12 protein-coding genes are annotated in these 16,877 nt (G+C 56.3%); 8 read left to right on the top strand and 4 right to left on the bottom strand.

The window, feature by feature from the left end; all coding sequences use genetic code 11:
- Positions 1-139: 139 nt before the first annotated feature.
- Entirely contained in the window at positions 140-1,222 is a 1,083-nt protein-coding gene (locus DF283_RS12130) for an NADH:flavin oxidoreductase/NADH oxidase (protein WP_303675144.1), read from the bottom strand.
- Positions 1,223-1,356: 134 nt separating this feature from the next.
- On the bottom strand, positions 1,357-2,400 hold the full coding sequence (locus tag DF283_RS12135; protein WP_303675145.1) for a sodium:calcium antiporter: 1,044 nt from the start codon (positions 2,398-2,400) through the stop codon (positions 1,357-1,359).
- A gap of 126 nt (positions 2,401-2,526) precedes the next feature.
- Here DF283_RS12135 and DF283_RS12140 point away from each other — a divergent pair, with 126 nt between their 5' ends.
- Entirely contained in the window at positions 2,527-4,758 is a 2,232-nt protein-coding gene (locus DF283_RS12140; RefSeq protein WP_303675146.1) for a RelA/SpoT family protein, read from the top strand.
- Positions 4,759-5,083: 325 nt separating this feature from the next.
- On the opposite strand, the gene purH is transcribed toward DF283_RS12140, so the two are convergent.
- Positions 5,084-6,676 (bottom strand): bifunctional phosphoribosylaminoimidazolecarboxamide formyltransferase/IMP cyclohydrolase, encoded by a 1,593-nt coding sequence (gene purH / locus DF283_RS12145; protein WP_303675147.1) that lies wholly within the window; start codon positions 6,674-6,676, stop codon positions 5,084-5,086.
- 192 nt (positions 6,677-6,868) lie between these two features.
- On the opposite strand from purH, the gene DF283_RS12150 reads away from it, so the two are divergent.
- From DF283_RS12150 to DF283_RS12180, 7 genes are all read left to right on the top strand, one after another.
- Positions 6,869-7,159, top strand: a complete 291-nt coding sequence (locus DF283_RS12150; RefSeq protein WP_303675148.1) for a hypothetical protein — start codon at positions 6,869-6,871, stop codon at positions 7,157-7,159.
- Positions 7,160-7,394: 235 nt separating this feature from the next.
- Positions 7,395-8,405 carry a PLP-dependent cysteine synthase family protein gene (locus tag DF283_RS12155; RefSeq protein ID WP_303675149.1) on the top strand — a complete coding sequence of 337 codons (1,011 nt, stop codon included), beginning with the start codon at positions 7,395-7,397 and terminating at the stop codon, positions 8,403-8,405.
- Between the two features lie 134 nt (positions 8,406-8,539).
- Entirely contained in the window at positions 8,540-10,060 is a 1,521-nt protein-coding gene (locus DF283_RS12160; protein WP_303675150.1) for a hypothetical protein, read from the top strand.
- 60 nt (positions 10,061-10,120) lie between these two features.
- Positions 10,121-11,290: a cystathionine gamma-synthase gene (locus DF283_RS12165; RefSeq protein ID WP_303675151.1), complete on the top strand. Its 1,170-nt coding sequence runs from the start codon at positions 10,121-10,123 to the stop codon at positions 11,288-11,290.
- Positions 11,291-11,310: 20 nt separating this feature from the next.
- Positions 11,311-12,213, top strand: a complete 903-nt coding sequence (locus DF283_RS12170; protein ID WP_303675152.1) for a shikimate dehydrogenase family protein — start codon at positions 11,311-11,313, stop codon at positions 12,211-12,213.
- A 158-nt stretch (positions 12,214-12,371) separates the two neighbouring features.
- Entirely contained in the window at positions 12,372-14,117 is a 1,746-nt protein-coding gene (locus DF283_RS12175; RefSeq protein WP_303675153.1) for a leucyl aminopeptidase family protein, read from the top strand.
- 219 nt (positions 14,118-14,336) lie between these two features.
- Positions 14,337-14,891, top strand: coding sequence for a hypothetical protein (locus DF283_RS12180; protein ID WP_303675154.1), 555 nt, complete (start codon positions 14,337-14,339; stop codon positions 14,889-14,891).
- Between the two features lie 9 nt (positions 14,892-14,900).
- Here the strand turns inward: DF283_RS12180 and DF283_RS12185 are convergent, their stop codons facing one another.
- Positions 14,901-16,787, bottom strand: a complete 1,887-nt coding sequence (locus DF283_RS12185; protein ID WP_303675155.1) for a SpoIID/LytB domain-containing protein — start codon at positions 16,785-16,787, stop codon at positions 14,901-14,903.
- Between the last annotated feature and the right edge of the window lie 90 nt (positions 16,788-16,877).

Here is a 16,877-nt window from a genome sequence, read left to right on the forward strand (position 1 = left end):
TCCCGCATAGCCAAAGCGCCTTACTTCTCCTTAACCTCATCTCACTTTCTCCTTAACCTACCGAGAGCAAAGCCCCGCCTCTTTCCAATGAGAGACGGGGCTTTCAGCATACTGAGCCGATGGCTATATGCCTGTATGGCTATACGGACTGGCGTATCCGGGGCTTTCCCCGTTCATACTGCGGAGGCCAAGCCTGCGCCACCCCCAGTTGATGGGCGGCATGCAAGGGCCAGTAAGGATTCCGCAAGGATTCACGCCCCAAAAGCACCAAATTGGCCTGCCCCTGTTCAATAATGGCGTTGGCCTGCTCAGCCTCAGTAATCATGCCCACCGCCGCAGTGGGGATTTCCGCCTGCTGACGGATGGCTTCGGCAAAAGGGACCTGATAGCCCGGTCCGGTTTGAATTTTGGCATCCGGCACCGCCCCACCAGAGGACACATCAATGAGATCCACCCCTCGTTTTTTGAGTTCCCGGCATAGCTGCACGGACTGATCCACGTCCCAGCCGCCGTCCGCCCAATCACTGGCCGAAATACGCACCCACAAGGGCAGGGATTCCGGCCAAATCTGGCGAGCCTCCGTGGCAATCTCCAACAGCAGGCGCATACGGTTCTCTAAACTACCGCCGTAAGCGTCGGTGCGCTGATTGGACAGCGGGGATAAAAAAGAGTGCAGCAGATACCCGTGTGCGGCGTGCAGTTCCAGCACCTGAAAACCCGCTTTCAGGGCCCGACGGGCAGCAGCGGCAAACGCGGCTTTCAACACCTCAATCTCGGACACCGTCAGGGCATGCGGAGTTTGAGAAGCCTCATCGAAGGGAATGGCGCTGGGGGCCAACACGGGAGACCAGCCGCCTTCCGCAATGCCCACCGGCTGACCGCCATTCCAGGGCGCCGCAGCGCTGGCCTTGCGTCCGGCATGGGCGATTTGAATGGCCGCAACCGCCCCTTGCTCCTGAATAAAGCGGGCCACCCGAGCCAGTGGTTCAATGTGGGCGTCTTTCCACAGTCCCAAATCCTGCGGGCTAATGCGCCCTTCCGGGGAGACCGCGGTGGCCTCTACCATAACCATTCCGGCTCCCCCCACGGCCCGGCTGCCCAAATGCACCAGATGCCAGTCCGTGGCAAAGCCATCCTGACACGAGTACTGACACATGGGGGATATCCCCACCCGATTTCTGAATACCACCTCTCGAAGCTGAAAGGGACTGAACAAACTCATAAAGCGACTTCCTTTTCTCAAGAACACACCATGATTGAGGACCAAATCAACCGTTTTTCAGTTTTATCATCAAGCCTGGCGGTTGTCCCTGCCATCCCGCACAGACACGCCAGAAACAAGGCTATGATCGGGTGTTACAACTTGCCCCACATGTACACGGCATAAAACAGGAAGATCAGGTAAAAGATACCGCTGGCAAACAGCACCTGCGGCAGGTGACGGGGTTGCTTCCAGGCGCACAGGTAAATGAGCAGCGAGGAGGCCAAACACAGACCCACGCTGAGCATGCCCTGCTGATTGAGAACCCACGGGGTAAAGGCCAGCCCAATGCCCGTGGGAATGCAGCTTTGAAACACCATGGCCCCGGTAATGTTGCCCAGAGCCAGATTGTCCTTGCGGGCCTTAATCCACACCACGCTGTTGAATTTCTCTGGCAGTTCGGTGGCGATGGGGGTGACAATCAGGCTGAGTACCAAGGCCGGTACGCCCAAGGTGGTGGCCACATCGTTGATTTCCTCCACAAAAAAGTGGACCAGCACCAGCAGAATCAGCAGGCTGGCCGCCAGTTGGGCCAAAATGATAAAGGTCTGGGGCTCCTTGACCTTGGGGGCAAAGGTCAGGGCCGGTAGATCAAAGTCTTCATCGGGGATATGCTCCTTTTTCAGGGTACGGTAAACGTACACCCCGTAAAAAATCAGCAAGCCCACCGCCATCAGGCGTTTCACAGTGGTGTCGTGAATAAAGGCCGCCCCGAAAACGGCCAGATAGGCGGGGAAAAAGTAATGGTAATCCCGGCGGAACAGGCCGTGATCAAACTTCAGGTGGCTGCTGCGCTTTTGCACCGCCGCAAAATAGAAAACCGCGGCGGCCGTGACCCACATGGCCAGGGTTCCCAACAGAAAAGGCGCCCCCAAAATGGCCCCCACCCCAATCTCGTGCCCGGTTTCCACGCTGAGGTGGGACAGCCCAAACACCCCGGAGACAATGGCGATAATGGGCACCAGGGTTTCCGGCAAGGCCGTGCCCACAGCGGCCAGCACGCTGCCCACCGCCCCTTCTGACAAGTTAAAGCGATGGCCTGTCCATTCGATGGCGTTGGTAAACAGGGCGCAACAGGCCACAATCAGCACCAGTAGCACCAGAATTTCGATAGCGGAAAGGAAAAGGTCGAGTTGCATAGGTCTGATTATACCCGGAAGCCCTGTGGAAAATCACGCCCATTCCGCGGGTGACTTGAAGCGCAGGGGTTTCATCCGGTCACGAAAGCCGTATAATAAGGTTTGAGTAAAGGGACACTCCACACCGTGCAGAACCCACAACCCGGCATCCTGAAGGAAGATGAACTGTTTGCGCAGTTACTGGACATTTTGCGTGCCCAGGAACGCCCGGAAAGTGATCTGCAGCGGGTTACCGACGCCTTTGAGTACGCCCGCCGCATGCACGAGGGCCAGTACCGCAAGAACATGGAGAACTACATTGTTCACCCGGTGAATGTGGCCATTATTCTGGCGGGCATTCCGGTGGATACGGCCACGGTAATGGCGGCCCTGCTGCACGACGTGGTGGAAGACACCGCCAGCAAGCCGGAAGACATTGAGCAGCGCTTTGGGGAAGAGGTGCTGAAGCTGGTGGTGGGCGTCACCAAGCTGGGCAAGTTTGAATTCGCCTCCAAAGAGGACGCCCACGCTGAGAACTTCCGCAAAATGTTTTTAGCCATGGCCGATGACGTGCGGGTCATCATGCTGAAGCTGGCCGATCGCTTGCATAACATGCAAACACTCGAACACATGAAGCCGGAGAAGCAAATCAAAAAGGCCACGGAGACCATTGAGATCTTCGCCCCGCTGGCCAACCGCCTGGGGATGGGTAAAATCCGGGCGGAACTGGAAGATCTTTCCCTGAAGTATCTCGATCCGGATCGCTACGTGGAAATTGAAAGCGAGATTGCCGACACCACCGATGAGCGGGCCAACACCATCTTGCTGGTGATTGAGAAGATCAAGGACCAACTCAGTGCCATGGGCATTGAGGCCAAAATTTACGGGCGGGTTAAAAACTACTACAGCATCTACAAAAAAATGCTGACCCAAGAGAAAAAAGTACAGGAAATTTACGATATTAGTGCGGTTCGGGTCATCGTCAATTGCGAGCGGGAATGCTACGAGGTGTTAGGGGTTATTCACCACGCCTTTACCCCCATTCCGGGCCGTTTTAAAGATTACATCGCCATGCCCAAGAGCAACCTGTATCAATCCTTGCACACCACCGTCATCGGGCCTTACGGGCGCCCCTTGGAAGTGCAGATTCGCACCTGGGATATGCACCGCATCGCCGAGTACGGGATTGCCGCCCACTGGAAATACAAGGAAGTGGGCACTTCTGAGGCCAGCCAAAGTGGCGAGGAACAGCAGATGTCCTGGCTGCGGCAAATGGTGGAACTCAAAGAGGACGCCGGAGACGCCAAGGAGTACGTGGATTCGGTCAAGCTGGACCTGTTCCGGGATGAAGTCTTCGTCTTCACCCCCAAGGGGCGGGTGGTGGTTCTGCCTCGGGGCTCAACGCCCGTGGATTTCGCCTACCGCATCCACACGGAGGTGGGCAACACCTGCACCGGGGCCAAGGTCAACGGGCGCATTGTGCCCCTGAACAACGCCCTCAAAAATGGCGATATCATCGAGATTATCACCGGCAAGAAAAGCACGCCCCGGCTGGACTGGATTAACTTCGTGCAGACCCAGACGGCCAAGTCCCGCATTCGGCAATGGCACAAAAAGCACTACCGGGAAGAGCATGTGGAACAGGGCCGTAAGCTGCTGGAAGCGGAACTGACCCGGGCGGTGGTGGATGAGGCCTTGCGGGGCGGCAAACTGGCCAAGATCGCCGAGGAGCTGAACTATACCAGCCTGGATGACTTATTGGCCGCCCTGGGCTACGGGGAGGTCAACCTGAACCGGGTCACCAACCGACTGAAAAAAGGCCCCAGCACCGATTTTGATCCGATGCTGCACAGCTTTGCCTCCCGCAAGGAACGCCCTTTGGTCAAAAGCGGACAGGACATTCAAGGGCTGGAAGGCATGATGTATCAGAACGCCAAATGCTGCAACCCGCTGCCGGGCGAGGGTATTATCGGCGTGGTGACCCGTTCCCGTGGGGTCATGATCCACCGGGATGATTGCGATAATCTGGCCCACTCCAACCCCAACCGGCGCATGTACGTGAGTTGGGAAGGCGAGAACCAGACCAAGCATTCCGTGAAGCTGGACATTCAGGTCATTGATCGGGTTGGGGTGCTGAAGGATATTTTGACCAAAATCGCCGACTGCAACGCCAACCTGTCCAATACCAAGGTGAAAATTTTACCGGATCACACAGCATCCATTGAATTGACATTGGATGTGGAGAGCCTGAAGCATCTGGACCGGGTGCGGGATGCCATTTGCCAGATCAACGATGTGATTGGGGTACGCCGTCAGCGGGGACGAGGGCCGACGCTTGGTGCCAAGAAACCAGAGAACGGCAGCGCAGAGTCTCTGTAGCAGTCGATTTCCAGTATAGGACTGATTTTCAACACAAAGACGCGCACAAAAACCCCTGGATTCTAGCCTCAGCGGGAATGACAATACGATTTAACCATACAACGCAAGGGATTAGAGTGAGTACTTGCTGAGGCTTGCTGGTTTTTCTGGATTCCCGCCTTTGCGGGAATGACAGGGCTACGCAAGACAAGGGGGCTTGGCATGGGGAGGTCTGGAGGGGGGACAGCGCTGGTGCTGGACTCTGTTCCCCCGCCAGTGGGGTATAAGGGGCAACGCCCCTTGAGGAAAGCATGCTCCAAAGGGGGCAAAGCCCCCTCAAAAACAACTAGTGACGAAATTCTCGAACCCCGGTAGTAACCATGGCGATGTGGTACTGGTTGGCCAGCTTGATCACTTCCGGGTCTTTCACACTGCCGCCGGGCTGAATAATAGCCCCCACACGGGCCTGAGCGGCGGCGTAAATATTATCCTCGTGCGGTAAAAACCCGTCGGAGGCCAGCACCGCATCCTTGGCCTGATCGCAGGCCAGCTTGAGGGCGCTTTCCAGGGCCCCGATGCGGGAGGTTTGCCCGCCACCGATGCCCACCGTTTTACCGTCCTTAGCCAACACAATGGCGTTGGATTTGACGTGTTTGACGATTTTCCAGGCGAATACCATGTCTTCCAACTGGGCATCGGTCGGTTTTTGCTCGGTGGCGATTTGAAAGCCCATATTGCCCAGCTTGGCTTTTTTCTCGTCCACGGTTTGCACCAAAAACAGATCGTCTGCCACCTGTTTGTAATCGGTCTGGCCCACTTTCAACTCGGGCAAGTCCCGTTTGACCAGCCGCAGGTTTTTCTTGGTGGATAACAGCTCAAAGGCGCCGGGTTCAAAATCAGGGGCGATGATCACTTCCAGGAAAATATCTTTCATCAGCTTGGCCGCCGCCTCGGTGACCGGCTGATTAAAGGCCACCACCCCGCCAAAGGCGCTCAGCGGATCGGTATCCAAAGCCCGCTGAAAAGCGTCTTGCACAGAGCGGGTGGAAATGGCCACCCCGCAAGGGTTGTTGTGCTTCACAATCACACAAGCCGGATTCTCGTTGAATTCCGTAGCGATATTCCAGGCCGCCTGCATGTCCAGAATGTTGTTATACGAAAGCTCTTTGCCATGCAGGTACTCAAAATCAACGTGGCGTTTGGCCAAGCCGTACAAGGCCGCCTGTTGATGGGGGTTTTCCCCGTAACGAAGGTCGGTAATTTTGGACAGCGGCAGAGTCAGAGCGTCCGGCAAGGCGGTTTGCGCTTCCGGCTTGCTCAACTGGCTCATCAGGTAACGCTGAACCAGACCATCGTAGTAAGAAGACTGGGCAAAGGCCTCTACGGCCAGTTTTTTACGGAAACTCAGGGAGGTGCTGCCGTTGCCTTGTTCCATTTCCGCCAAAAAGCCCTCGTACTGGGCAGGGCTGCCCAACACATTGACCAGCGGATAATTCTTGGCCGCCGCCCGAATCAGGGCCGAGCCGCCAATATCCACAAAGTGCAGCATGTGCAGGGGATCTTGCGAATCTTCCTCCTGGGCGAAACGATCCCGCTCCGCCTCAAAAGGATAGAGATTGACCACCACCACGTCCACGGCAAACGGAACCGTGTCTTTATCTTGCCGGTCTTTGGATTCCGCCAGAATACCGGCGAAAATTTCCGGGTGCAGGCTTTTCACCCGACCGCCCAATAGCTCCCCAAAGCCAGTGATTTCAGAACTTTCAATGGCCGGAATATTCCGCTCATCCAGAAACTTTTTAGTGCCTCCGGTGGATAAAATAACGTAGCCGTAACGCTCGCTCAGCGCCCGAGCCAGCGGCTCCAGCCCCTGTTTATCGAATACGCTGATAAAGGCCACTTTTTTACCGGCAAACACGGGTTGCAATTCGGGTTTCATGGGGACGATCACTCCTTATATGAGCCAGAAATCTGAGGCGAACGGGTGCAAAAACGCACCATGGCTGTATTGTATGCCGAACATAGGGGTCTTGCCAGCGGGGTTAAAAATACCGCTCTACAAACCGATATGAACACAAAAGAGTGGGTCACTCCTGCTTTCGGCCCGTTCTCTTTTTGGTATGATGCCGTTATGATGACTCCCCTGCCCATCCACTTTTTTGACTACACCTGTGACCGCTGCGGGGCGCCGGTGTGCGAGCGGGTTCAGCTGATGAATCTGGCCCTGAACTATGAAGAAGAGTTGTTTTGTCTGGATTGCCTGGCGGCGGAACAGGATATGTCTCCTGAGGCCTTGGCCGATTTTGCCAAAAGTTATGTCTACAGCCGGGATTGCTTTAAAAATCCGTGGATGAAATTTGACGCCACCCCTTGCCCCAAACGCACTGACGGTCTGTGTTTTTGCCAGGACACCGCCAGTTGATTTTTAGAATCAGTACCCCTTCTCAAGCCGCTTGTAATTGTTTGAGTACAGCGAGTTTCGCAATCGGGCACACCAACGCTGCAACTTGTTTTTGCTAGAATAGTCGCACACTAATTCAGATTTGACCGAGAAGCCCTTAATGCCCACTGGCTCAACGAATTACTCCCCCACTACACATCATATGCCCAACTCAATAAGCCCTAATAATTTAGTCCCAATAAAAGGTCTTTGAATCATGTCCATTTCCAGCACCCCTTCCGCCCAGCACCAGCCCACCCACTACGCAGGCGTGTGCAATTCCATTACCGAGGCCATCGGGCACACCCCCATGGTACGCCTGAATCGGGTGTTCAGCGAGTTCCCGGAGACCACCGTGCTGGCCAAAGTGGAGTTTGTGAACCCCAATGGCTCCATGAAAGACCGTATTGCCTTGCGCATGATTGAACGGGCCGAGCAAGAAGGGCGCATTAAGCCCGGCAATACGCTGGTAGAACCCACCAGCGGCAACACCGGCCTGGGATTGGCCATGGTCTGCGCGGCCAAGGGCTACAAACTGGTCATTACAATGCCCATGAAGATGAGCGAAGAGAAACGCCGTCTGATTCGGGCCTTTGGCGCGGAACTGATTCTGGCCCCCACGGAACTGGCTCACGATCACCCGGATAACTACATTGAAATCGCCAAGCGCATCGCCCGGGAACGCCCCAACACCCACATGCTGAACCAGTATGAAAACCCCGGTAACCCGGAAGCGCATTACCTAAGTACCGGCCCGGAAATCTGGGAGCAAACCGCGGGCAAGCTGGATTACTTTGTGTGCGGCATGGGCACCGGCGGCACCATTACCGGCACTTCTCGCTATTTAAAAGAGAAAAACCCCAATATTAAAGTCATCGGGGCCGATCCGGTAGGCTCCATCTTCTCCGGCGGAGAAGCCGGCCAGTATCTGGTAGAAGGCATCGGCTACGACTTCTGGCCCCAGGTGTTTGACGTGAAAGTGGTGGATGAGATGTTCACCATTACCGACAAGGAGTCCTTTGAAGAGGCCCGGCGCATCACCCGGGAAGAGGGCATGCTGGTGGGCGGCTCCTGCGGTACGGTGCTAGCCAGCGCCCGTAAGCTCTTGCAACGCGATAAAGAGCTGCTGAAGGGCAAGACCATCGTCATTATGCTGCACGACAACGGGCGCAACTACATTTCCAAAATCTACAACGATGACTGGATGAAAGAACAGGGCCTGCTGTAGCCTGGCTGGAAACCGCTTACGCGCCCGCGGGCAACAATTTACTTACACGCCCGCGGGCAACAATGCGGATAGACCGGTTTTAATGGGCTTGATGACACTTCAGGACAGTCTTCAGCAAGGACAGTTGGCCCGGCATGATTTCATCTACCCAGCAAACCTACACCCCCAGAACACAGGCCATCCGGCCTGCCGAAAACCCTCAAAAAATTCAGAAAGCCGCCGCTGGTACCACCCCCAAAGTTCGGTTCGGCCAAGAAGTAGCAACACCCTCCCCTTGGGAGCGCATTAAGCAGGGCGCTCTGCGGCTGTGGGAATTCCTGATTTCGCCCTTTAAAATTATCCTGTCGTGGTTCAAAACCCCGGAAACCTCACCCAAAGCCACCGAAACGACCGGCCCAGTCCCCTCGCCAAGTCAAAACCATGACCCATCCACCAAGTCCACCCTGCCAGCCGTCAGCGCTGAAGTACAACTCGCGGCCCCGGCGGATCCAAGTCCGTCGGTAACGCCACCGCCTTTGGTATTAAAGACACGCCCCAACCCGCAAAGACCACCAATCCCCGAGAGCCCGGCTGTCCAATCTCAGGCCAAGCCACTCCTTAAAACCCCAGAAGATCTTGACCTGCAAACGGCCATCGAACGGTCAGAAATCAGCGCCAGAGAAGAGGACGCTAGAAGGCTGGCTCAGGAAAAATTGGAGGCTCGGGAACTCAATCGAGTAATTCAAATCTCAAGCGATGCAACGCTGGCACAAAACCTGCACGCTCAACAAAACGAATTAGCCCCAAACCAGATAACAAATCGGCCAACGCCCACCCCCCAAGCCGCCAGTAGCTCCCAAGTTTCTCAAGCCGGCTCTGTCGCCAACACCACATCACCCGCTCTAATGGAAGAACTGTTCGGGCCGGAGTTAACCGACATTCAGTTTCGGCAACAGAGCGGCAACACCTGCTATTTACTATCATCTCTGGATGCCATTTTTCATCATCCCCAAGGCAAGCAGATTCTGGAGAAAATCAAGATCACCCGAACCCCGGATGGCTATGCGGTCACATTTCCGGGGCAGCCACAACCCGTTATCGTCAGCACGGGAGAATTAGGGCGTCTCCGCTTAGCCAATGGTGACGATGTTCCTGGCGTAAAATCAGAGTGCGAAGGCGTAAGCATTTTAGAGTGTGCTTATTCCAAAATTCCCAATCCCATTTTTGGAGAAGAGGATGAATCCAAAAATGCCTTGGCCCGAATCTTTGGCCCCGATCACGAAGTGATCAATATCCAGAATGCTCGCAGCCAGTCAGAAGGTGTTCTACGGAACGCCGCTGGACAGCCGATCGCTGTCGATATTGTTAACGGTGTTCGCAGAGAAACACTCCTCCCCTGGCAAGCAGATCACCGGATTGGCAAATTTGAATTTAAACACGATGAACGCGTTGAGCAGTTCCGGCAGTACATTCAACACGCCCAAACTCAGGAAGAGTTGGACATTGTAACGGCCAAGCCCTTTGATGAGGCCCATTACTATTCCGTTCGCCTCGACAAATCCACACCTAAAACCATTGTGCTGGCAAACCCCTTTAATACTGCTCCCTCCATTGAAGTCGAATTTGATAGCTTTATGGAACAGTATGACATTGAGGGCATTCGACTGCCCCGCTAACGCTATTAGTGGGTTTGCGGTACAGTATGGGCACCACCCGATTTAAACAGGAGTTTTGCCATGCAGTTCAAAACCATCGCCATTCACAGCCACCAACATCCCGATCCCGTCACCGGGGCGGTCATCAACCCCATCTACCAAACCTCCACCTTCGCCCAGGAAGACGCTGGGGTGCATAAGGGCTGGGATTACTCCCGCTGCGGCAACCCTACTGTAGACACCCTGGCCGGTGTTCTGGCGGATTTGGAAGGCGGCCAGCACGGCTACTGCTTTGCCAGTGGCGTGGGGGCCTTGGTCACCATGTGCAACGCCCTGTTTATGCCCGGCGATCACCTGCTAATTGGGGATGACGTTTACGGCGGCACCTTCCGCTACACCACCAAAGTATTGGCCAAATACGGTGTGGACATTGAATTTATTGATATGACCGATCCGCAAAACGTAGCAAAGGCTATTAAACCCAACACCAAAATGGTGTACATGGAAACCCCCACCAACCCGCTGTTAAAGCTGGTGGACATTGCGGCCATTAACCAAATCGCCAAACAGCACAACATTTTAACCTGCGTGGACAACACCTTTGCCAGCCCCTACCTGCAACGGCCCATCGAACTGGGCGTGGACATCGTGCTGCACAGCACCACCAAGTATATTGGCGGGCACAGCGATGTCATCGGTGGGGCCTTGGTGTTGAAGGATGACAGCCTGAATGATGCCATCCGCTTTCACCGAAACACCATTGGGGCCAACCCCGATCCGTTCAACTCATGGCTGACCCTGCGGGGCCTGAAAACCCTGGGCTTGCGCATGGACGCCCATTGCGCCAGCGCCCTGGAGCTGGCCCGGTATCTGGAACAGCACGAAGCCGTGGAAGCGGTGTTCTACCCCGGCTTGCCTTCCCACCCGCAACACGCCCTGGCCCAAAAGCAAATGAAAGCGGGCGGTGGCATGATTTCCATTCGGGTGAAAGGCGGTGAAGCGGAAGCCCGCAAGCTGCTGAAAAGCGTGAAAGTGTTCACCCTGGCGGAAAGTCTGGGCGGCGTGGAATCCTTGATTGAGCATCCCGCCCTGATGACCCACCTGTCCGTGGATCCCAAGGTACGTCAGGCATTGGGCATTACCGACAACCTGATTCGACTGTCGGTGGGCATTGAGGACGTGGCCGATCTCAAAGCGGATTTGGAGCAGGCCCTGAACGCCCTTTCTCAAAAAGCGGCCGCCGCAGTATAAATTAACAAAAATCAACGCCCATGAGCTTTTTGAAACTGGGGATTATTGGCTACCCCCTCACTCACAGCCTCTCTCCGCTGCTGCATGCGGAACTCATGCGGGGCTTGGGGCTGGCGGGCGAGTACGCCAAATACGAGCTGCCGCCCGAGCAACTGGTGACCCGACTGCGGGAACTGGAGCAACAAGGTCTGCGGGGCCTGAATGTGACCATTCCCCACAAAGTGGCTGTGATGCAGGAAATGGACTGGCTCAGTCCGCAGGCGGAACTGGCCGGGGCGGTCAATACCATTGTATTTGAAACGCAGGCGGATAACGGCGGCATCAAGCGCAGGGGACACAACACCGATATCGCAGGCTTTATGCGCAGCCTACCCCCTCAGGTGCGGGAAGCGCTTCCCCACAGTCACCTGCTCATTCTGGGGGCCGGGGGGTCCGCCCGAGCGGTGATGACCGGCCTGATTGAAGCCCGCACACAAGCCATTACCTTTGCCGTGCGCAATCCGGCCAAAGCCCTATCCATTACCAGCGATGGCCAACTCATCAAAACAACGCTGAACAGTCCCACCCGACTCAATCTGGTGGCCCTGGAGACGGTCGATGATTTATCGGGCTTTGCCGGACTGATTAATACCACCCCGGTGGGTATGTACCCCCAGATTGAGACTTGCCCCCTCCGCCCGGCCTTGCTGGATAGCCTGCCCGAAAGCGGCTGGGTCTACGATTTGATTTATCGCCCCTTGGAAACCCAACTGCTGCAACAGGCCAGCCAGCGAAACCGCTTGAGTCTCAATGGGCTGGACATGCTGATTTATCAGGGTATCTGCGCCTTTGAGCTGTGGAGTGGCCGCCCAGTGCCTGACCCCTTGGTGAACGCCGTGCGTCACAGCTTGCAACAGCAGTTGGAGGCATCCCCTTCCCCTTAGTTTGCCTAAAATGCACTGGGCCAAAGCCGCTGTCATCCGGTACAATAGGGATACTTGCAGCCGTTGGGCACCCCGGGGTTTAAGGGGTGTCGGCCTGTAACCGGTTTTATTTCAGGGCGTTTTATTGGGCCTGTATTGAAGAGTTAGGAGAGTTGCTCATGGGGTCAGCCAAAACCCGTTTCAGTTTTTCCAGCGAAAAAGCCACCAGCATCAAGGCCGATGGCCTGATCATTCCCGTATTCAAAAAGCCTGCCCCCTCTGCGGACAGCAAGGGCAAAAGCCCCAAGGAAGTCGATCCCAGAACCTCCATTGTGTGGCCCATTGCCTTGGACAAAGCCCTGAAGGACGAGATTGAGGCCATTGCCGCCGAAGAAAAATTTGACGGCAGCAAAGGCAAAACGCTGACCGTGCGGCAATCTTCCGCCAACAAGCTGGGCGCGCGCCGACTGGTTGTGGTGGGGTTGGGAGAAGCGGACAAAGTGCTGCCCCGCCACTGGGAAGCCAACGCCCACAAGGCGCTGGCCGGATTGTTGGGGCTGAAAGACTTTAAAGCGGCCGCCATTTTATTGCCTGAAGCCACGGAGAAACTCAGCACGGAAGCGGCGGTGTCTCTGGCGGTGGATGCCGTTTTTCAGGCCACCTATAAATCCATGGAAGCCAAAGAGCCCGGCCCCAAGCTGGAAAGCGTGATTTTACTGAGCGCTAAAAAACTGGAAAGCACCTTGCAGCAAGCCCAAGCCCTGGCGGAAGCCCGCAGTTTGGTGAAAGATCTGGTCAATCACCCGTCCAACCTGAAAAGCACCAACACCCTGGTGGAACACGCCAAAACCATTGGCAAAAACAGCGCCATCAAGGTCAACGTACAAAACAGCGTTGCCTGGATTGAGAAAAACATGCCCTGCTTCTTCACCGTGGCCAAGGGCTCTCTGGCCAGCGATCCGCCCAAATTCATCAGCCTGCACTACGCCCCCAAATCGGGTAAGGCCAAAAAGAAAATCGCCATTGTGGGAAAGAGTGTGATCTTCGATACCGGCGGCTATCAGGTCAAACCGGGCGATTATATGGTGACCATGAAGGGGGATATGACTGGCGGGGCGGTAGCGCTAGGTACCATGCAGGCCATGGCCGCCTTGCAGCCGCAAAACATTGAAGTGACCGCCTATCTGGCCGCCACCCCCAATAAAATCGACAGCGACGCCATGATTCCAGATTCCATTGTGAATACCACCTGCGGCAAAAAAGTGGAAATTCGCCACACCGATGCCGAAGGTCGCTTGACCCTAATCGATGCCGTGGCCAAAGCCGCTGAAGGCAAGCCGGAAGAGATCCTGACCATTGCCACCCTGACCGGGGCCGCTTCCGTGGCCGTGGGTTCCTATATTGCCCTGATGGGCAACAACGAAGCCCTGCGGGATCGCATCGCCGCTGCCGGGCGCTCTCAGGGCGAGCCCATTCAGACCCTGGATGTGACCGAAGACGACTTTGAGAACATCAAAAGCAAGCTGGATGGGGCCGATATCATCAACACCTCGCAGCGCAAGAACCGGGGTGCCCAGACTGCGGCGGCCTTCGTGATGAGCGGGGCGCCCAGCGAATTGCCGATGGCGCACATGGACATCGCCGGAGCCGATATGACCCCGGACGAGAAGGCCACCGGGGTTTCCGTGAAAACCATCGTTCAGTACCTGCTGAATGAAGATGCCAGTCTGGGCGGCGGAAAAGCAAACGCTCCCAAATCGGCAGCCAAAACAGCCGCTCCCAAAGCCAAAGTGGCCAAAGCGCCAGCCACCGCCCCCTTGAAAAGCCCGGCCAAAAAAGGGGCCGCTAAAGGTACCCCCAAAAAGCCCAGCGATCGGCAGCCCCCCAAGGCCAAGCCTGCGGCGTTCCCCAAAAAGAAAAAGTAACCCACCATCGACGCTAAAAACCACCACGCCCCGCCCCTTCATTGGTGGGGCGTTTTGGCATTTGGGGCACAGTCACCCAAGCAGTTCAAACTTAAGAGAAACCGGCCTCAGGAAAAATGAAGTCCTACAGGCGACCGATGCCGTAAGCCACCGAATTCCCTAGACTGGAAGGCAAAGCCTTTGCACCCAACCCGCAGCAACCCACAGGAGCATTTGCCGATGCCGAACCTCCCCAAGACTCCCCAAGCCCTTGGCCTAACACTGGCATTGGCGCTGGCCCTGCTGACCACCTGCGCCCCTCCCAGTCAGGCGGACGTGATGCACTTTATGAACGGCAAGCTGGTTCAGGGCAAGCTGGATCGGGTCACCGGCGATCTCATCGAATTTCGGGAAGACAGCAACTTTGGCAGCAAAATGAACATTCATCGCATTCAGCTGACCAACCGGCACGATGTGGTTGAAGTCAACCGCAAAAAACGCTATTTTGGCGAAATTGTCTACCTAGATAAGTTCAAGCTGGACTTAAAAACAGCCACAGGCATGGTCAAACTCAATCGACTGCGCATCAGAAACGTGGTCATCGGCTCTCCCGCCGATCAACCCGTATCCAATCTGGATGTGATGCCGCTGGCTCCGCAAAACGGCGCGCCCGGAATGGGTGGCGCACCCGCCCTGCATTCAGCCCCGCTGACGGGGACGGGTCAAAATCCGGGCGTGTGGCCCAAGCCGGAGGCTTGGGAAGATCAGGACGCCATCCCTGCGGTCAGTCACTAGCAGCAACTACTATCGACTGGCGAGTGTTGAGCCGTTTTGAGCCGGATACAACTCGATCCAGGCCTTGATTTTGCGCTGGGGCTGCTCCCGATCCGGGAATAGCAGGAGATTATTGAGTGTTCCCGCCTTCAGGTAGCCATCCACGGCAATGCCGGAACGAAATCCGCTGGGGGAGAGCTTCAGGTTCTTCCCGTTCAGCTCGATTTCAATGGGGCCTTGCCTGCTGGGCAAACTGGCCGCCGAATCGCCCTCCTGAATCCACAGGGTGCCCTTGGCCTGATGTACGTCAAAGCGGGTCATCACCGGCTTGTTGATCGGATTCGAGCCCACCGAAACGGGAATGGACCCCAAACTGACCCCCCGGTAATAGTGCTGCACGATTTGCGGGAAGCGGTAGCCGTGTTTGTGCATCCAGCTGGCCCCCAACTGGCTGAGGCCCACCCCATGCCCAAAACCGCCGCCGTTGGCAATCAGGCCCACGATAGCCCCCTTGGCATCTTTCTGCGGGGTGAAAACCACGTTCCCACTGGGCAACATTTTGCCGCCGTTGCTAAAGACCTTGCGTAGCAGAAACTCTTTTTTGACCATCCAGGTGCCTCGGCTGCCCTGGATGGCCACCACCATGGCCTTGCCCGACAGCCCCCGCTCCAGCACCTGCACCCCTTTAAACACCCCAATACTGTCACCGGGCTTGAACAACGGACTCACAAAAGCCTTGGTGGAATTGTCTTTGGATACGGCCAGCAAACCCTGATTGAGGGCTGCCTCCAGCTCAGGGCGAGTCCAGCGCTTTTCCCAGCGATAGTAAGGCGATTCCACATCGAAGCTGCGCATACTGCCATCCGTCCAGAACTTGCGGGCGCCCGCCTCGGTTCGTAAGTCCAGACCGGGTGGCAAGGGCAAATCCGGCCCGCCTTGCAGATAGGCGATGGGGGGGGCTGGATACTGCTTGGTGGTGGGATCGGAAAAGGCGTAAGAGTAGTTCTCGGCCACGCCCCCGTGGGAAGAGCTGAACAGAGCCAAAATAGGATCGCCGTTGTACAGGCCCACCAGCCCTTCGGTATCGGCAATGGCCTGATTGCTGCCGGGGGTTTCCGTTTGAGAGCCCAAGTACACCTGACACAACTGGGAATCGCAGATATCAAAAGTCTTCCAGGGCTTTTCCCGGGGGCGAATGGCATAATTTCGAGCGGCCACCGCCTGAGCCTTCACCGCCTCCAGCCCGTAGCGCATGGGCAATTCATTGGGCACCACGGCCTTCAGGTAATCCTCCAGCGACACCACATCCACCACGGTCAGCTTGTTGGGCGACGAGGCGGCTCGCACAATCTCAAACACGCCACGGTACTCAGGGACCTCCTTGCGCCGGGTGATGTTGGTAATTTTCAACCGATCCCGATCGTTAATAGGGGCCGCCACCAAAGGGCCCGGCACCGGCATCACCGCAGCCGGTGGCACCGTGGGGGGAACGGCCAGCAAATTCAGGTTGGCCGTTCCCCCCACGGCCGGGATAGGCGTTACCGCATTCAGTCCGCTGCTTTTAAGATAAAACCCGTTTCCATCGACGGTAATGGTGACCACATCCCCCGCCTTGCCGCTCAAAACGGAGACACCCGTGTTCTTATCCCGAATGACAAAGGGGCCGGTGGCGGAAATCTGGGTGCGGGGGTACTCCAGCGTGGTCATGCTGTCATCGCTGATGCCCACCCGGATCAGATCCGCGTCGATGTAGTTGGTTTGAGGCGTCCAGTCCGCCTGGGAACCGGTCAACAGAAACACGCTGACGGCCAGCGTCAGCCAGCCCAGAGCCAGTCCCGCCTTGATGGCCATTGGTTTTGACACTTGACCGTGCTGTTTTTTCCACATTTCCGCGCCCGTCCTGTTCACTCTCAACATACAACTCTCCCCTATTATAGCCTTGGCCAGCCCCTTGCGCCAAAAATCAGCGAAATCCCCGGCGGGAAGGCTTCTATCCATCGCTGCCCT

Origin of the sequence: Vampirovibrio chlorellavorus (assembly GCF_003149375.1) — a bacterium.
Lineage (GTDB): Bacteria > Cyanobacteriota > Vampirovibrionia > Vampirovibrionales > Vampirovibrionaceae > Vampirovibrio > Vampirovibrio chlorellavorus_B.

Bases quoted from the DNA above. Each gene is read 5' to 3' on its own strand.
- DF283_RS12130 (WP_303675144.1), bottom strand. From the start codon at position 1,222: ATGAGTTTGTTCAGTCCCTTTCAGCTTCGAGAGGTGGTATTCAGAAAT.
- DF283_RS12135 (WP_303675145.1), bottom strand. From the start codon at position 2,400: ATGCAACTCGACCTTTTCCTTTCCGCTATCGAAATTCTGGTGCTACTG.
- purH (WP_303675147.1), bottom strand. From the start codon at position 6,676: ATGAAACCCGAATTGCAACCCGTGTTTGCCGGTAAAAAAGTGGCCTTT.
- DF283_RS12150 (WP_303675148.1), top strand. From the start codon at position 6,869: ATGATGACTCCCCTGCCCATCCACTTTTTTGACTACACCTGTGACCGC.
- DF283_RS12155 (WP_303675149.1), top strand. From the start codon at position 7,395: ATGTCCATTTCCAGCACCCCTTCCGCCCAGCACCAGCCCACCCACTAC.
- DF283_RS12160 (WP_303675150.1), top strand. From the start codon at position 8,540: ATGATTTCATCTACCCAGCAAACCTACACCCCCAGAACACAGGCCATC.
- DF283_RS12165 (WP_303675151.1), top strand. From the start codon at position 10,121: ATGCAGTTCAAAACCATCGCCATTCACAGCCACCAACATCCCGATCCC.
- DF283_RS12170 (WP_303675152.1), top strand. From the start codon at position 11,311: ATGAGCTTTTTGAAACTGGGGATTATTGGCTACCCCCTCACTCACAGC.
- DF283_RS12175 (WP_303675153.1), top strand. From the start codon at position 12,372: ATGGGGTCAGCCAAAACCCGTTTCAGTTTTTCCAGCGAAAAAGCCACC.
- DF283_RS12180 (WP_303675154.1), top strand. From the start codon at position 14,337: ATGCCGAACCTCCCCAAGACTCCCCAAGCCCTTGGCCTAACACTGGCA.
- DF283_RS12185 (WP_303675155.1), bottom strand. From the start codon at position 16,787: ATGTTGAGAGTGAACAGGACGGGCGCGGAAATGTGGAAAAAACAGCAC.